This is a genomic window from Stenotrophomonas sp. YJH_SMC_80, from assembly GCF_059372495.1.
Window position 1 is genome coordinate 513,356 of record NZ_JCAFVP010000001.1, and the last position, 16,432, is coordinate 529,787.

The window sequence follows — 16,432 nt, forward strand, 5'->3', positions numbered from 1 at the left end:
CGGATGCTCGTTCGTGCCGGGTTAATGTTCGTCCGGCACGTGTCAACGTTCAGTCTTCTTCGGCGGTCGATCCTGTCCGCTCGGCGTGGCACTCCGGGTTCCATGCGGTACCGGGAAGCAGTTGCCAACGATTCCTGTTGGCAACACCGATGTCGATCACTTTGGCCGGATCCACGCAGGGGCTCATCGCATCGTCCAGCACCAGCAGCCAGCGCTTGTCCGGCGCCTCAGCGAGCCAAGGGCCGGCGTCATGCCATTGCTCTGCCCAGGGCCGCTTGAAGCCGAATTCGCGTACCGGGCGGTCGGCCTGCAGCAGGTTCTGCTCGCGCCAGGCCACCAGCGCCAGTTCGGCATCCGGTCCGATCCGCGCGCCGACCCGGCGCATCAGCGCTGACGCCGATGCATAGGGATCCAGCGCCGGGATCAGTACCAGGCCGTAGAGCATCCACAGCATCCCGTGGGTCAGCAGCACCAGCGTCGCCGCGCGGCGCACCCGCAACCACACGATCAGCGTGGCTAGCGCGATGGCGAAGGTCAGCAGGCCATCGCCCAGCACCGGTAGCAGGGTGTCTGGCATGGCGCGGCGTTCCAGCTGGGCCACCGCCCAAGCGTGTTCGGTCAGCAGCATCACGCCCAGCGTGCCAGTGGCCAGCATCAGCACCACGCTGTAGCCGAACAGGTAGCGGCGAACGCACAGGCGGCGCAGCAGGCCGGGCAGCAGCGGGGCTACGGCCAGCGCCATCGCCGGCAACATCGGCAGCAGGTACACCTCGCGCTTGCCCGGGCTTGCGCTGAAGAACACCAGTACCAGCACGGCCCAGCCCAGCAGCAGCCACTGACGGCGGTCGCCACGGCGGATACGGCGCCACCAGGGCTTGAACAGCATCGGCAGCAGCAGGCTGCCCGGCAGCCACAGGGTAAGGATCACCTGCAGGTAATACCAGGCGGGCTGCCGGTGGTGCCACGCATTGGCATAACGGGTGCCGGTCTGCTTGAACAGCAGCTCGTGCGCATAAGCCTGCAGTTCGGCACTGGGCGTGTGCAGCAGGGCCCAGCCCAGCGGCGCCAGCCACACCCCGACACCCAGCAGGAAGGCCGGGATCAGCCACAGCAGGGTCGCCGGATGCGGACCCTCCACCGTGCGTCCGCGGCGGCGCTGGTACAGCCACCAGCCGAACCAGGGCAGCACCATCAGCAGCGGCAGGAAACCCACGCCCTTGGTCACCGTGCCGACGCCTGCGGCGAAGCCGGCCAGCCACAGGGCAGGCAGGTTGCGGCGTTCACACAGATGACGCATCAGGCCCCAGAGGGCCACGGTGGTCATGCCCACCAGCACCATGTCGATCTGCGCGCGCTTGGCCATCAGCCCGAACTGCAGGGTGCAGAACAGTGCAGCGAGGGCGTAGATGGAATGTCGTGGCGACCACAGCCGCCGCGCCAGGTCCGACACCACCCACAGGCTGAGCAGGGCGCCCAGCAACGACGGCAGCAGGAAGGACCACTGCCAGCTGCCGACGATCTCGTAGGCGGCGGCCTGCAGCCACATGAAGACGGGTGGCTTCTCCGCATACAGTTCCACGCCACGGTGCGGCAGCAGCCATTGCCCGCTCTCGACCATGGTCCGGGCCGCCAGCACGAAGCGCGGCTCGTCCGGCGGCTGCGGCTGCCGAAGGCCGATCCCCGCTGCCAGCGCAGCAATGATCAGCAGCCACAACAGGGGCAGGCGCCAACGGCGGGGCAGGGCTACGGGCACGGCAGGCTCCGGGAGCAAAACGGCCATTCTGAGGTGGCAGGGGTGGGAAAAGCGTCAGAGCGGCGCCGGGGCGACCGCATTCCGACATGTGCGGCGCTACCATGGTACGAACTTCCGTGGATGTTTCGTGCATGCGTCTGTTGGTGATCGAGGACAACCGCCAGCTGGTGGCCAACCTGTTCGACTATTTCGAGTCGCGCGGGCACGTGCTCGACGTGGCGCCGGATGGCATCACCGGACTGCACCTGGCCGGGAGCCATCCGTATGACGCTGTCATCCTGGACTGGATGCTGCCGCGCATGGAGGGCCCGGAGGTGCTACGCCGGCTGCGCGCCGAGCATGCATCGGAAGTGCCGGTGATCATGCTGACCGCGCGTGACGAGCTGCCGGACAAGATTGCCGGCTTCCGCGCCGGCGCCGACGACTACCTGACCAAGCCGTTCGCACTCCCGGAGCTGGAGGTGCGGCTGGAAGCGCTGCTGCTGCGTGCGCAGGGCCGCAACCCGCGCAAGCGCCTGCAGGTGGGCGATCTGGTGCTGGATCTGGCCACACTGGAAGCCCAGCGCGGCACCCAGGTGCTGCACCTGTACCCGGCCTGCCGCAAGCTGCTGGAAGTGCTCATGCGAGCCAGCCCCGGCGCGGTGACCCGCCAGCAGCTGGAATTCGCTCTGTGGGGCGACGAACCGCCGGATGGCGACCTGCTGCGTTCGCATGTCTACGAGCTGCGCCGCAGTGTGGACGGACCGTTCGCCGAGAAACTGATCCATACCCTGCCGCGGGTGGGTTACCGCTTGGCCGTGACCACGCCCAGCGATGCCGGCAAGGATGATGATGAAGGCGAGTAAGCCGGGGCCGTTGTACCGGCGCGTGGTGTGGTGGTTGCTGGGCTATCTGGCGCTGCTGTCGATCGCGGTGTTCAGCGTCGGCAACTACGTGCATGAACATGCGGAGCACGCTGCCTGGCGCGCGCTGCTCAATTCCGAACTGGACAGCATCGTCGAGCACACCGAGCACGAGCCGCACTATCGCTGGCAGGACTCGGACACGCTCAGCCTGTTCCGCTTCGATGAAGGCAACATGCCGGAAAGCCTGCGCATGCTGCACCCGGGGCTGCATGACGGGGTGCCGATCAAGGGGCGGCAGACTGCGGTGATGGTGCGTGACACCGGCTCGATGGGGCGGGTGGCGCTGGCGCTGGACATTTCCGACTTCCATGACCTGGAACAGTTCGCCACGCGCTGGGTGATGCTGGCCGGGGTGATCATGATCTTCGTCACCGTGCTGATGGCGTCGTTCGGCATGGAACGCATGGTGCGCCCGTTGAGCCTGCTGGCGCAGCACATCGCCGCGCTGCGGCCGGGCGTCCAGGGCCAGCGCATCGAGGTCGACCCGCGCGGCAGCTCCGAGCTGCACACCATTGCCGATGCACTGAACGACTATCTGGACCGCAACGAGCAGTTTGTCGAACGCGAGCGGGTGTTCATCAGCACCGCCAGCCACGAGCTGCGCACGCCGATCGCGGTGATGACCGGTGCCGCAGAGCTGGCACTGGAACAGCCGGGCCTGCCCGAGCGCGCGCGCCAGCAGATGCAACGCGTGCTGCGCACCGCGCAGAGCGTGGAGCAGCTGATCGAACTGCTGCTGGTGCTGGCGCGTGACCCGGCGCGCCTGGCCGCACGCGCCGAGCGCATCGCCCTGGACCAGCTGCTGCCGGAAATCGTCGACGACCATCGCCACCTGCTCGGTGACAAGGACCTGAGCATCGGCATCCAGGCGGCCCCGGTGGATATTGTCGCGCCGCTGGCCGTCGTGCAGGCCGCGATCGGCAACCTGCTGCGCAATGCCATCGAGAACAGCGGGCGTGGCCACATTGAATTGCGCCTGAGCTCGTCGGCGGTGCTGACCCTGCAGGATCCGGGACATGGCATGAGCCCAGAGGAGATTGCGGCGATCCACGCGCGGATGGCCCGTGGCGGGCGCGCCGACCGTGGCGGCGGCATCGGCCTGGACCTGATCGCCAGGCTCTGCGAGCACCTTGGCTGGACCCTGCAGCTGCAGCCCTGCGAGCCGCGTGGCACGCGCGCCACGCTCGATTTCAGCGCTTCACGTCCGACCTGAACCGGCCGTCCTGGTAGATGCCAACCTTGGTTGGCATGCTGCCCGTCGACCAAGGTCGACGCCTGCCCACGCAATGTCCGTTCGCATTACCAGCCGTTCGGTCGCGCCACATGCTGGTCGATCAGGATCACATTGCCGTCGGGATCGGCCAACTGCAGGTAGCCGGTGCCCCGCCCATGAGGGTCGGTACGCACCGCCAGTTCAATGCCCTTCGCATCCAGTTCCGCCTGCAGTTCACGTACATCCTGGAAGTGGGGCAGTTCCTGCTTGTGCTGGTCCCAGCCCGGGTTGAAGGTGAGCAGGTTGCCCTCGAACATGCCCTGGAACAGGCCGATGACAACGCCGTTGTTGCGCATCACCAGCCAGTTCTGCGCCGGCTCGCCACCGGTCACCGAGAAGCCCAGTGCTTCGTAGAAGCTGCGGGAGGCCGCCAGGTCCCTGACCGAGAGGCTGACGGAGAAGGCGCCGAGCTGCATGGGAGTGGCTCCTGGAAAGGGCAGCCGGCACTGCAGCATGACCCGGCGTGAAGACAATGTTAATCTCGGGGTGCGCCGCTTCATGCGGCGCTTTTTTTTCCCGCTCTTTCGATCGACAGAGGATCCCATGCCGACCGAACCCGCTACTGCCCTGATCAGCAACGACATCGTTGGCCTGGGCCTGATTGCCACCACCCTGGCCCTGATCTTCTGGGCTGCCAGTGGCCCGACCCCGTTGTTGAAGAAGATCTTCGCCTGGGTGCCGGCGCTGCTGCTGTGCTACTTCGTCCCCGCCATCTACAACACTGCCGGTGTCATCGACGGCCACAACACCTCGCTGTACAACCCGGTCGCGCGTGACGTGCTGCTGCCGGCCGCGCTGGTCCTGCTGACCCTGTCGATCGACCTCAAGGGTATTGCCAAGCTCGGCCCGAAACTGCTGATCGTGTTCTGCGCCGGTACCGCCGGCATCATGCTCGGCGCCATCGTCTCGTTCCAGCTGATGAAGCTGATCCACCCCGAAACCGTGGCCGGTGATACTTGGGCCGGCATGGCGGCGCTGGCCGGCAGCTGGATTGGCGGCGGCGCCAACATGGTGGCCATGCGTGAAGTGTTCGGCACCGATGCCACCACCTTCGGCCAGTTCGCGGTGGTCGACGTGGCCTGCGCCAGCCTGTGGATGGCCATCCTGCTGTTCCTGGCCAACCGCGCGCAGCAGATCGATACCCGCAACGGTGCCGATACCCGTGCCATCGACGAGATGAAGGCGCGCATCAGTGCCTACGAGGCGCAGAACGCGCGCATTCCCAGCATGACCGACCTGATGGTGATCGTCGGCGTGGCACTGGGCGGCGTCGGCCTGGCCCATGCCATCGCCGCACCGCTGGCGGGCTGGTTCAAGGCCAATGTCAGCTGGGCCAGCCAGTTCAGCCTGGACAGCCAGTTCGTATGGGTGATCCTGCTGTCCACCGCGATGGGCCTGGGCCTGAGCTTCACCCGTGCGCGCCGGCTGGAAGCCGCGGGCGCTTCGCGGCTGGGCACGGTGTTCCTGTACTTCCTGATCGCCTGCATCGGCATGCAGATGAACCTGCTGTCGCTGCTGGACCGGCCGTGGCTGTTCCTGCTCGGCGCGATCTGGATGGCCACGCATGTGCTGGTGCTGTGGGTGGTGGCCAAGCTGCTGCGCGCGCCGCTGTTCTTCTTCGCGATCGGTTCGCAGGGCAACATCGGCGCAGCCGCTTCGGCCCCCGTGGTGGCTGCGGCGTTCCATCCGACGCTGGCTCCGGTGGGCGTGCTGCTGGGCACGGTGGGCTACGCCACCGGCACCGGGCTGGCCTATGTCACTGGCCTGATCCTGAAGTGGATGGCCAACGGTTGAGTCCGGGCCGCCCCGGCGTCATGCCTGCGTAGATCCACGCCATGCGTGGATGCATTTCATGGGCCTCCATGAACATGGAAGGGGTCAGATCCGTTTCCCGGAGGAAACGGATCTGACCCCTGATGCATCTCGCCGTCACCGGAAATCTGTCGAAGGTGGGGTGGTGTCGGATGGCGGGGTGTCCGCGGCATGGATGCCGCGGCCAAGCCCCCAGGGATGGGTTTACGGCGTCCCCGCCATCCGACACAACCCCGCCAAGCACACAGAAACCCAGAGCCGACGCCTCAGCTGTTGCCGTTGCTCCGGCCTCTGCGGGCGCCGGGCTGCAAGCCCGGCACCCACACCCAACCCTCAACAGCAGCGACCACCGTTGCGTCCGCCGTAGCGCGCTTCCTGGCGCTCGCGGAAGAACGTCTTGTAATCCATCGGCTCCTGGTCCGGATGCTTTTCCAGCATGTGCCGGACGTAGTTGTCGTAATCAGGAATGCCACAGCACAGTCGTGCGGTCTGCACCAGGCGCCGCCAGATACGGCGGTGTGCCTGGTACTGGCCGGCGGGAACCAGTTGCGTGCTCATCACAGATCCACCATTTCATGCGGCTTCAGCGCCACGTACGGGGTCTCGCGGTCGCTGCGCTGCGGATTGCGGCGGGCCGCCAGGATGGTCTTGATCGAATACACCAGCACTGCGCCCACCACCAGCAGGAACAGCGCGGTCAGGCCGGTGTTGACGTAGGCGTTGACCACGATCTGCTTCATCTGCACCACCGACTTGGCCGGTGCCGTGATGGTGTCGCTGGCGAGGGCGGCCTGGAACTTGTGTGCCTGGGCCAGGAAGCCCTGCGCCGGATTGCTGTCGAAGATCTTGATGAAGCCGGCGTAGGTGGTGCAGATCAGCAGCCAGATGGCCGGCACGGCCGTCACCCACGCATAGCGGTCACGCTTCATCTTAAACAGCACCACCGTGCCCAGCATCAGTGCGATACCCGCCAGCATCTGGTTGGAGATGCCGAACAGCGGCCACAGCGTCTGGATGCCACCGAACGGATCGACCACGCCGGTGTAGAGCAGGTAGCCCCACAGCGCCACGCAGCCGGCGGTACCGATGATGTTGGCGGTCCACGATTCGGTCTTCTTCAGGGCCGGCACGAAATTGCCCAGCAGGTCCTGCAGCATGAAGCGACCGGCACGGGTGCCAGCGTCGACTGCCGTGAGGATGAACAACGCTTCGAACAGGATCGCGAAGTGGTACCAGAACGCCATCATCGCGTCGCTGCCACTGGGAATCGCTTCGTGCAGGATCTGCGCGATGCCCACCGCCAGTGTCGGTGCGCCACCTGCGCGATGCAGGATGGTCGGCTCGCCAATGGCCGCCGCGGTCGCGGTCAGCTGCTCGGGCGTGATGGTGAAGCCCCAGGTGTTGGTGATGTAGTGCGCCGCCGAGGCCGCATCGGCACCGATCACCGCCGCCGGGCTGTTCATCGCGAAGTAGATGCCCGGATCGATGATCGAGGCCGCCACCAGCGCCATCACCGCCACGAACGATTCCATCAGCATGCCGCCGTAGCCGATGTAGCGCATGTGCGCTTCATTGGCCAGCAGCTTCGGCGTGGTGCCGGAGGAAATCAACGCGTGGAAGCCGGAGACCGCACCGCAGGCGATGGTGATGAACAGGAACGGGAACATGCCGCCCTTCCACACCGGGCCATCACCACTGGCAGCGAACTGGGTCAGCGCCGGCATCTTCAGTTCCGGCATCACAATCAGGATGCCGACGGCCAGCGCGATGATGGTGCCGATCTTGAGGAAGGTCGACAGGTAATCGCGGGGGGCCAGCAGCAGCCACACCGGCAGCACCGAGGCGACGAAGCCGTAACCGATCAGCATCCAGGTGATCTGGGTGCCGGTGAAGGTGAAGGCCGGGCCCCAGACCGGATCGGCGGCGACCTTGCCGCCGTACCAGATCGCGGCCAGCAGCAGGATCAGGCCGACCACCGAAATCTCGCCGATCCTGCCGGGGCGGATGTAGCGCATGTACACGCCCATCAGGATCGCGATGGGCATCGTCGCGATCACCGTGAACATGCCCCACGGGCTTTCGGCCAGCGCCTTGACCACCACCATCGCCAGCACCGCCAGGATGATGATCATGATCAGGAACGCACCGAACAGCGCGATGGTGCCGGGCACCTGGCCCATCTCTTCCCGCACAAGATCGCCCAGGGAGCGGCCGTTGCGGCGGCTGGACAGGAACAGGACCATGAAGTCCTGCACCGCGCCGGCCAGCACCACGCCCACCACCAGCCACAGCAGGCCGGGCAGGTAGCCCATCTGTGCGGCCAGCACCGGTCCCACCAGCGGGCCGGCACCGGCAATGGCGGCGAAATGGTGACCGAACAGCACGTGCTTGTTGGTCGGCACGTAGTCCAGGCCATCGTTGTTGATCACCGCCGGGGTGGCCCGGGTCGGATCCAGCTGCATCACCTTGTTGGCGATGAACAGGCTGTAGAAGCGGTAGGCCACCAGGTACAGCGAAACGGCGGCGACGACGATCCACAGGGCATTGATGTGTTCGCCGCGGCGCAGGGCCACGGTGCCCAGACAGAAGGCGCCGAGCAGGGCGAGTACCGCCCAGCCTATTTTGGAAAACCCTTTCATGAGGTGCTCTCTCCCGGAAAGACAGTCAAAGAGTCCCGCGTGCCCTCGGCAGGGTCAATTGGCACAGGACGAATCGGCGGTAGTACTTTGGTCGTACGCTTGTTGTGCTGACATGCAGCGAACATCAGGGATGGAACAATCGGTTGCGGCGCCGTCCATTGGCGTGCGGCCATGTGGCGTCCATCTTCAGTGACATCCATCCAACAGGAGTCGCCATGAGCTTTCCCGAACCGGTCCGCGTACTGCGGACCATCCGTGGCATGCCCACCTCCGACGGTGCCGGCGTGCGCCTGACCCGCGTCATCGGCGGCCCGACGCTGTCTGACCTGGACCCGTTCCTGCTGCTCGATGAATTCGGCACCGACCGTGCCGAGGACTACATCGCCGGCTTCCCGGAGCATCCGCATCGCGGTTTCGAGACCGTCACCTACATGCTCGACGGGCGCATGCGGCATCGCGACAACCACGGCAACGAGGGCCTGCTTACCCCGGGCAGCGTGCAGTGGATGACCGCAGGCCGTGGCCTGGTGCATTCGGAAATGCCCGAGCAGGAAAGCGGTCAGATGCGCGGCTTCCAGCTGTGGGTGAACCTGCCGGCGAAAGAGAAGATGACCGAGCCGAAGTACCAGGAGTTCGCACCCGAGCGCATTCCCGTGGTGCGGCCGGACGCCGGCGTGGAAGTGAAGGTGATCGCCGGCAACGTGGATGGCACGCAGGGCCCGATCGTGCAGCCGGCCACCGATCCGCTGTACCTGGACATCACGCTGGCCCCGGATCGCGCCTGGACCTATGCCTTGCCGGAAGGGCACAACGCCTTCGCGTATGTGTTCGAAGGTGCGGTGACGGTGGGTGAGCAGGACGCGGCGCGCGACGTCGCCCGCCAGGAACTGGCGGTGCTGGGCGGTGGCGAGCAGCTGCATCTGTCGGCCGGCAGCGAGGGTGCGCGGCTGATCCTGGTGGCTGGTCGTCCGTTGCGAGAACCGGTGATGCGCCATGGCCCGTTCGTGATGAACACGCGGCAGGAACTGATGCAGGCCTTCGTCGATTTCCAGGAAGGCAAGTTCTGAGGCGGTGCCGGCCGTTGGCCGGCAACTGCCTGCGGTCACGGCGGATCGAGGTGCCGGCCAGCGGCCGGCACTACCGTCAGGTCGGCTCGCATTGCGGGGATGCTGCAAGGCAGTCATCCCCGCCATCGTCAGTTCCCGGCAGCCACGGCCGACGGGGTCAGGCTCATCCCCTGCGCCAGCTGTTGCAGCGAACCCAGTTCCTGCGCGCTGTCCGGATACAGCGAAATCTGCGCGTAACGCCCTTTGTCGAGCTTGACCACGCTGATGCGGCGCTCGGCATAACCGGGCGGCTGCTGGCCTCCCAGATCGGGCTGGTACCAGTACAGTGATTCACCGCCGAAGCTGCCCTTTTCGTGGCGCAGCGAGCGGTTCAATGGAAGGTTGGGATCGCGTGCACTGAGCATCAGGCTCAGTACCTCGCGGCCATCGCTGGTGCTGGCGCGGCAGACCAGGAAATCGGCCTGTGCCTGCTGTTGCCACTGCAGGCCGCTGTTGGCCGGCAATGAAGGACATTCGGTGGGAGCCTGCGCGGCGGCCTGGGCCGCAGCGAACAGCAGGCTCGACAACACTACAGGCGCGAACTTCATGCATCCCCCAAGGTGGTGTGTCGTGGCTCCGTCGGATGGACCGGCGGCCTTGGCATCCCATCCCCGGATGCCCCGCCGGCCGGCATGTGCACGGACGGTCAACTCAACCTTAACGGAACGTGAGCGATCGCACAAATTGCGGTTACAAGCGTAACCATTGCGGCCGAAGGTCGGCCGCAATGGTCCGCACAGGCCTCAGCGGTCGTTGCCGAGCCACTTGTAGATGATGCCGCCGATCGCACCGCCCAGCAGCGGGGCGACCCAGAACAGCCACAGCTGGCTGACCGCCCCGCTGCCGGCGAAGAAGGCCACGGCGGTGGAGCGGGCCGGGTTCACCGAGGTGTTGGTGACCGGGATGCTGATCAGATGGATCAGGGTCAGCGACAGGCCGATCGCCAGCGGCGCGAAGCCAGCCGGTGCCTTGCCGTGGGTGGCGCCCATGATCACGATCAGGAACACGGCGGTCAGCACCACTTCGCACAGGAAGGCCGCCGCCACGCTGTAGCCGCCGGGCGACAGCGCACCATAGCCATTGCTGGCGAACGCACCGGCCTGGCTGCCGTCGATGGCGAAGCCGCTGGCCCCCGAGGCGATCTGCAGCAGGATGAAGCCGGCCAACAGGCCACCAGCCACCTGGGCGATGATGTACGGCACCAGGTCCTTGGTCGGGAAGCGGCCACCGGCCCACAGGCCGACGCTGACCGCCGGATTGAAGTGCGCGCCGGAGATATGGCCGAACGCATAGGCGCCGGTCACCACGGTCAGGCCGAAGGCGAGCGCCACGCCGAGGAACCCGATACCCAGCGGATTGCTGTCACCGCCGAACTTGGCGGCCAGCACCGCACTGCCGCAGCCACCCAGAACCAGCCAGAACGTGCCGAGGAATTCGGCGGACAAGCGTTTACCCATGCTCATGTGTTGCACTCCTTTGACGGTCGAAAGTGTGATTTATGTCACATTTCAATGATCAGCGGGTGACTGTAGCGTCAACGCCGGGTGCAGGCATACACCTTCGGACGTGTGCAACACGCGATGTTCAGTACTGCGGCAGCGGGATGAATTCCTTGTCGTCGCCCGGAATGGTCCCGAAGCGGCCGGCCTCCCAATCGTGCTTGGCCTGCTCGATGCGTTCCTTCGAGCTGGACACGAAGTTCCACCACAGGTGACGCGGGCCATCCAGCGGCTCGCCACCGAACAGCATCGCCTTCACCGGCGTCTTCGCGCGCAGGCGGCCGCGTGCGCCGGCTTCGGGAATCACCAGATGCTGTGCAGGGATGTCCACGCCATCCAGCTGTGCGTCGCCTTCGAGGATGTACAGCGCGCGCTCGCGGTGGCCGTCGTCGATATCGATCTCCGCATCCGGGTCGAGATCGATTGCCACGTTGAGGGTGTCGGCGAACACCTTCACCGGCGATTCCTCGCCATAGGCGCGGCCGGCGATGACGCGCAGCCAGGCACCGTTGCGGCGCTGCTCGGGCAGGGTGGCCGCGGCGTGGTGGTAGAACGCCGGCTCGATCTCTTCATGTGACTTCGGCAGCGCCACCCAGGTCTGCATGCCGTGGATCGGGTTGTCGTGATCGCGGTCCGGTTGCGGCGTGCGCTCGGAATGGGCGATGCCGCGGCCAGCGGTCATCCAGTTGACGTCTCCGGGGCGGATCACCTGGTCCGAACCGAGTGTGTCGCGATGGCCGATGGCGCCCGACCACAGGTAGGTGACGGTGGCCAGGCCGATATGCGGATGCGGGCGCACGTCGATGGCCGTGCCGGGATGCATGAGCGCCGGGCCCATCTGGTCGACGAACACGAACGAGCCGATGCTGCGCGCCTGCAGGGTGGGGACGGCGCGACGGACTTCGAGTCCGCCGATGTCGTGCACGCGCGGGGCGATGATGGTGGTCATGCGGGCGTTCTCGCTGGCAGGGATCAGGCGGTCAGCATCGCATGCAGCTGTGACGGGCACATGCCCCGTATGGGTAACAGGGTGTTCCAGCCAACGGCGCAGCCCCTCGTGGCTGTGGGGTTGGTCGCGTAAAGCAAAAGCCGCGCTTGGCCGGGCGGGGTGGGTTCGCGGGGGACGCCGTGAATCCGTCCGTGGAGGCTTGGCCGCGGCATCCATGCCGCGGACACCCCCGCGAATCCACCCCGCCCGACCTCTGACAGTTTCCGTGTGCGTCCAGCCACGGAGAAGAAAAAAGAAAATCAAAATCAAACGCCGGTCGCTTCGCTCCTGGTGGCGACCAAGGTCGACACCCACCAGTTCGTAATGATCCGTGCCGAACAAGGTCGACACCTACAGCCATCGCAGTTCACCCACCGTCACCGGGAAACTGTCAGGGGTGGGGCGGTGTCGGGTTGCGGGGTGTCCGCGGCATGGATGCCGCGGCCAAGCCCCCAAGGACGGGTTTACGGCGTCCCCGCAACCCGACACCGTCCCGCCCAACAAACAGAAAAGCCAGAGCCGGCTGTTGCTCCGGCTCTGGCTTTTGAGGTTGCCGGCCAGCGGCCGGCACTACCGCGGGCGCAGGGCCGCAGGCCCGGCCGATAAACTCAAACCACTGGTTCGCGCAGGGCGGGGTTGTCCCAGCCCGGGCGCGGGGCGAAACGGTCGCCGTGGCGCTGCTGCAATGCCTTCAACCGTTCGACGATCGCATCGGCTCCCACTGCGCGGATGTGCTGGATCGGACCGCCGCGGAACGGGGCAAAGCCGGTACCGAAGATCACGCCGGCATCCAGCAGGTCCGCATCGGCCACAACGCCTTCGTGCAGGCACGCCACCGCCTCGTTCAACAGCGGCAGGATCAGGCGGTCCTCAAGATCGGCCGGGGCCTGGTAATCGCTGGCCACGTCCGGCTTCTTCGGCTTGCCGTTTTCCCAGGTATAGATGCCCTGGCCGTCCTTCTTGCCGCGCTTGTCCGGCTCCACCGTCTGCAAGGCTGCTGGAATCTGCAGGCCCAGGAACGGCGCCAGTTCGCGGCCGACGCCGGCGGCCACGTCCAGGCCGACGGTGTCGATCAGTTCGATCGGGCCCATCGGCATGCCGAACTTCACCGCGGCCCTGTCGATCACCGGGCCCGGAATGCCTTCGGCATATGCGGTGGCGGCTTCCAGCATGTACGGGAACAGCACGCGGTTGACCAGGAAGCCCGGGCTGCCGGCCACCGGTACCGGGAACTTGCCCAGCGCCTTGCAGAACGCGGCCAGGCGGCGCTCGGTCTCCGGCGCCATGCCGTCGTGGTGGATGATCTCCACCAGTGGCATCTGCGCCACCGGGTTGAAGTAGTGCAGGCCAGCAAACTGCGCCGGGCGCTGGATGTGGTCGCGCAGTTCCACCAGCGGAATCGACGAGGTGTTGGTGGTCAGCAGCGCGTCCAGCTTCATCTTCGGTTCCAGCGTCTGGTACAGCGCACGCTTGGCTTCCGGGTTCTCGATGATCGCTTCGATCACCAGGTCGGCCTCGGCCACGCCGTTGCCTTCCAGGTCGGCACGCAGGCGCGCGGCCACGGCGGGGCGCTTGCTCTCGTCGCGCACCTTCTTGGCGAACAGCGCCTGCGCGCGCTCCATGGCCGGGTCGATGAAGCGCTGCTCGCGGTCCTGGAGAGTCACTTCAAAGCCCTTGTAGGCGGCCCAGGCGGCGATGTCACCGCCCATCACGCCGGCGCCGACCACGTGCACGTGGCGGATGCCGGAATCACCACCACCGAGGCCCTTCAGGCGTTCGGTGAGGAAGAAAATGCGGATCAGGTTGCGCGCGGTCGGGGTGCTGGCCAGCTTCACCACCGCGCGGCGCTCGGCGTCCAAACGCGCCTGGATCGGCTTGCCGCCACTGCGCTGCCAGGTGCTGATCAGCGCGTAGGGCGCCGGATACTGGTCCTTCTTGGCCTTGCGTGCGACCTGCTTGACCATCTGCGGTGCCAGCAGCGTGCGTGCCAGCCAGGTGTTGGTGGCCCAGGCCGTCGCGCGCTGCTTGAACGGGCGCGTGGTGCCGGACAGCGCCAGCGCCACGGCGGTGTCGAGCACCACGGCCGGTGCCACCACCTTGTCCACCAGCCCGATGCCACGCGCGGCCGAGGCCGACAGCGTACGGCCGGTCAGCATCATGTCCATTGCCGCTGGCGCGCCGACCAGCTGCGGCAGGCGCGCGCTGCCGCCCCAGCCCGGGAAGATGCCCAGCTGGGTTTCCGGCAGGCCGATGCGGGTGCTGCTGTCATTGGAGGCCACGCGATAGCGGCAGGCCAGCGCCAGCTCGGTGCCGCCGCCCAGGCAATGGCCGTGGATGGCCGCCACGGTGGGGCAGGGCAGCTCGGCCAGCTTCTGGTAGGTAGCCTGGCCGCGGCGGATGGCGTCGTTGACGGTGCCGCGACGGTCGAACTCCTGGAACTCCTTCAGGTCCGCCCCGGCAATGAAGCCGGCTTTCTTCAGCGACTGGATCACCACGCCCTTGGGCGGGTCCAGTGCAATGCGCTCAAGCAGGTCACCCAGTTCCAGCAGCACATCCTGCGACATGGCATTGACGCTGCTGTCCTGGCGATCCAGGGAGAGGACCACCACGCCGTCGTCGCGGATCTCGGGGTGCCAGTGGCTGAAGCGGAGACCATCGAAGCCTGAGAGCATGGACGTTCCATCCGGTTGTGTATGGAGAAGCGGCTATGATCCAGAGGTTGTTTCCCCCGCGTCAAATCCCAATAGCAGGGGAGTGGCGACCCCGGATCCATGGCCGTGGACCGGAACGCTAACGGAACGGTGGTTAAAAGCTGGTGCGGCGCCGGGTGATCGGCGACTGAACTTTTCCCGGGATTGGCAGTCTCATTGCCCGACGTCGGTTGGGCTGACAGGAGTGCGGCCCCTCATGGCCGAGGTTGATACACCACAGGAGCTGGATCTGGAACTGGTCCGGCGCGTGCAGCACGGCGAGAGCGCCGCGTTCGATGTCCTGGTGCGCAAGTACCAGCATCGCGTGGTGGCCCTTGTCGGCCGCTACATCGCCGACTGGAGCGAATGTCAGGACGTCGCCCAGGACACTTTCATCCGCGCCTATCGCGCGATCGGAAGTTTCCGTGGCGACGCCCAGTTCTCAACCTGGTTGCATCGAATCGCCGTGAATACCGCCAAAAACTACCTGGCTTCACACAATCGACGGCCACCGACCGATGACATCGACATCGGCGATGCCGAACAGTTCGACAGTGGTACGCGCCTGCGCGACACCGACACGCCCGAACGCGAGTTGATGCGCCAGGAGCTGGAACAGACGGTGATGAAGGCCGTCAACGCGCTGCCGGAAGAGCTCCGGTCGGCGATCACCCTGCGCGAGGTGGAAGGCCTGAGCTACGAGGAAATCGCGCAGAAAATGGGGTGCCCGATCGGCACCGTGCGTTCACGGATCTTCCGGGCGCGCGAGGCGATCGACACCGAACTCCGGCCGCTGTTGGATATCGGCAGCGCCACCCGTGAGAAGAGCCGCGTATGACCAGTAACCCGTTCAACGAATCGCAGAACCATCAATCGCCCGCCGGGCAGCGCCTGGACCAGCGCCATCGCGAGCAGCTGTCGGCCCTGGTCGATGGCGAGCTGGGCGCCGATGAAGCGCGCTTCCTGCTGCGGCGGATGGAGCATGACCCCGAACTGGCCGGCTGCCAGGAGCGCTGGCAGCTGCTGGGCGACGTGATGCGTGGGCAGGCGTCGGCACTGGCCCCGGCCGGGTTCAGTTCCGCCGTGGCTGCTGCCATCGCCGCCGAGCCTGCGCCGCAGGCCGAGCCGCGCCGTCAGGTGCGTCGCAGTGGCTGGCGGGCCTGGGGCGGTGGTGCCGCACTGGCCGCTTCAGTGGCAGCGGTGGCGCTGTTCATGGGCGGTGAGAAGCTGAAGGAAGCCACCCCGGGCGAGCCGTTGGCACCTCAGGTGATCGCCAGCCAGGCGGAGCTGCCGACCGTGCCGACCGATCCTGCCCCGGTTACCGAAGCCTCTGCAGACACGGCCGCGATGGCTGTGGCGGCGGCTCCCGCCCTGGCGATGGCCACTGCCGGTCGCCGCCAGGACACCCGCCGCGCCAGTGCCACCCGCAGCCAGCAGGCCGCGCGTGCCGCCCAGCGTGAGGACGTGCCGCAACGCGCGGTGGCTGCTGCGCAGGCGCCGCTGACCCCGACCATACCGGCCAATGGCAGCCGCAACATGCCGTTTGGCGAGGTCGGTGGGCTGCAGGCGCGGCCGTGGCCGCGTTCCAGCCTGGCGCCTGCCGCCGGCGGCGCGCTCAATGCCAGCTTCCCGGCCCATACCGGTGGCGCCGCCTTCTACCCGTTCGAGCCGCGCCTGCAGGACGACCTGCCGGTGCCGCCGCGCCCGCGCGACTGAGCCGGGCGCTTTCACGCCCCGCCGTCAGCGGGGCCCGTATTCCTCTTTCCA

At 66.7% G+C, this 16,432-nt stretch carries 14 protein-coding genes; 6 read left to right on the top strand and 8 right to left on the bottom strand.

What is annotated here, in order from left to right; all coding sequences use genetic code 11:
• Window positions 1-49 precede the first annotated feature (49 nt).
• Complete coding sequence (locus AC5P99_RS02200; RefSeq protein ID WP_049450940.1) at window positions 50-1,753, bottom strand: ArnT family glycosyltransferase; 1,704 nt, start codon at window positions 1,751-1,753, stop codon at window positions 50-52.
• 131 nt (window positions 1,754-1,884) lie between these two features.
• On the opposite strand from AC5P99_RS02200, the gene AC5P99_RS02205 reads away from it, so the two are divergent.
• The gene (locus AC5P99_RS02205) at window positions 1,885-2,598 is read left to right on the top strand and encodes a response regulator transcription factor (protein ID WP_005410617.1); all 714 of its coding nucleotides are present in this window, start codon (window positions 1,885-1,887) and stop codon (window positions 2,596-2,598) included.
• Window positions 2,585-3,871 carry a sensor histidine kinase gene (locus AC5P99_RS02210; protein ID WP_495212846.1) on the top strand — a complete coding sequence of 429 codons (1,287 nt, stop codon included), beginning with the start codon at window positions 2,585-2,587 and terminating at the stop codon, window positions 3,869-3,871. Before AC5P99_RS02205 ends, AC5P99_RS02210 begins: the two co-directional genes overlap by 14 nt.
• A gap of 86 nt (window positions 3,872-3,957) precedes the next feature.
• On the opposite strand, the gene AC5P99_RS02215 is transcribed toward AC5P99_RS02210, so the two are convergent.
• Window positions 3,958-4,347, bottom strand: a complete 390-nt coding sequence (locus AC5P99_RS02215) for a VOC family protein (RefSeq protein ID WP_495212847.1) — start codon at window positions 4,345-4,347, stop codon at window positions 3,958-3,960.
• 127 nt (window positions 4,348-4,474) lie between these two features.
• On the opposite strand from AC5P99_RS02215, the gene AC5P99_RS02220 reads away from it, so the two are divergent.
• Window positions 4,475-5,725, top strand: coding sequence for a DUF819 family protein (locus tag AC5P99_RS02220; protein ID WP_282256396.1), 1,251 nt, complete (start codon window positions 4,475-4,477; stop codon window positions 5,723-5,725).
• A 351-nt stretch (window positions 5,726-6,076) separates the two neighbouring features.
• Here AC5P99_RS02220 and AC5P99_RS02225 read toward each other — a convergent pair whose 3' ends face one another.
• Entirely contained in the window at window positions 6,077-6,301 is a 225-nt protein-coding gene (locus tag AC5P99_RS02225) for a YbdD/YjiX family protein (RefSeq protein ID WP_005410613.1), read from the bottom strand.
• Window positions 6,301-8,382: a carbon starvation CstA family protein gene (locus AC5P99_RS02230; RefSeq protein ID WP_495212848.1), complete on the bottom strand. Its 2,082-nt coding sequence runs from the start codon at window positions 8,380-8,382 to the stop codon at window positions 6,301-6,303. The genes AC5P99_RS02225 and AC5P99_RS02230 overlap by 1 nt, the downstream gene beginning before the upstream one ends.
• 215 nt (window positions 8,383-8,597) lie before the next feature.
• Here AC5P99_RS02230 and AC5P99_RS02235 point away from each other — a divergent pair, with 215 nt between their 5' ends.
• Window positions 8,598-9,449, top strand: a complete 852-nt coding sequence (locus tag AC5P99_RS02235; protein ID WP_495212849.1) for a pirin family protein — start codon at window positions 8,598-8,600, stop codon at window positions 9,447-9,449.
• A 128-nt stretch (window positions 9,450-9,577) separates the two neighbouring features.
• On the opposite strand, the gene AC5P99_RS02240 is transcribed toward AC5P99_RS02235, so the two are convergent.
• The 4 genes from AC5P99_RS02240 to AC5P99_RS02255 form a co-directional block, all read right to left on the bottom strand.
• The gene (locus AC5P99_RS02240; RefSeq protein WP_005410610.1) at window positions 9,578-10,036 is read right to left on the bottom strand and encodes a hypothetical protein; all 459 of its coding nucleotides are present in this window, start codon (window positions 10,034-10,036) and stop codon (window positions 9,578-9,580) included.
• Between the two features lie 195 nt (window positions 10,037-10,231).
• Window positions 10,232-10,951, bottom strand: a complete 720-nt coding sequence (gene aqpZ / locus AC5P99_RS02245; RefSeq protein WP_005414195.1) for an aquaporin Z — start codon at window positions 10,949-10,951, stop codon at window positions 10,232-10,234.
• A gap of 121 nt (window positions 10,952-11,072) precedes the next feature.
• On the bottom strand, window positions 11,073-11,936 hold the full coding sequence (locus AC5P99_RS02250; protein ID WP_005410608.1) for a pirin family protein: 864 nt from the start codon (window positions 11,934-11,936) through the stop codon (window positions 11,073-11,075).
• 647 nt (window positions 11,937-12,583) lie between these two features.
• Window positions 12,584-14,647 (bottom strand): 3-hydroxyacyl-CoA dehydrogenase NAD-binding domain-containing protein, encoded by a 2,064-nt coding sequence (locus AC5P99_RS02255; RefSeq protein ID WP_043034534.1) that lies wholly within the window; start codon window positions 14,645-14,647, stop codon window positions 12,584-12,586.
• Window positions 14,648-14,882: 235 nt separating this feature from the next.
• Here AC5P99_RS02255 and rpoE point away from each other — a divergent pair, with 235 nt between their 5' ends.
• Both rpoE and AC5P99_RS02265 read left to right on the top strand, forming a co-directional pair.
• The gene (rpoE, locus tag AC5P99_RS02260; protein ID WP_005414197.1) at window positions 14,883-15,503 is read left to right on the top strand and encodes an RNA polymerase sigma factor RpoE; all 621 of its coding nucleotides are present in this window, start codon (window positions 14,883-14,885) and stop codon (window positions 15,501-15,503) included.
• Complete coding sequence (locus tag AC5P99_RS02265; RefSeq protein WP_049402273.1) at window positions 15,500-16,381, top strand: sigma-E factor negative regulatory protein; 882 nt, start codon at window positions 15,500-15,502, stop codon at window positions 16,379-16,381. Before rpoE ends, AC5P99_RS02265 begins: the two co-directional genes overlap by 4 nt.
• Window positions 16,382-16,432: the final 51 nt, after the last annotated feature.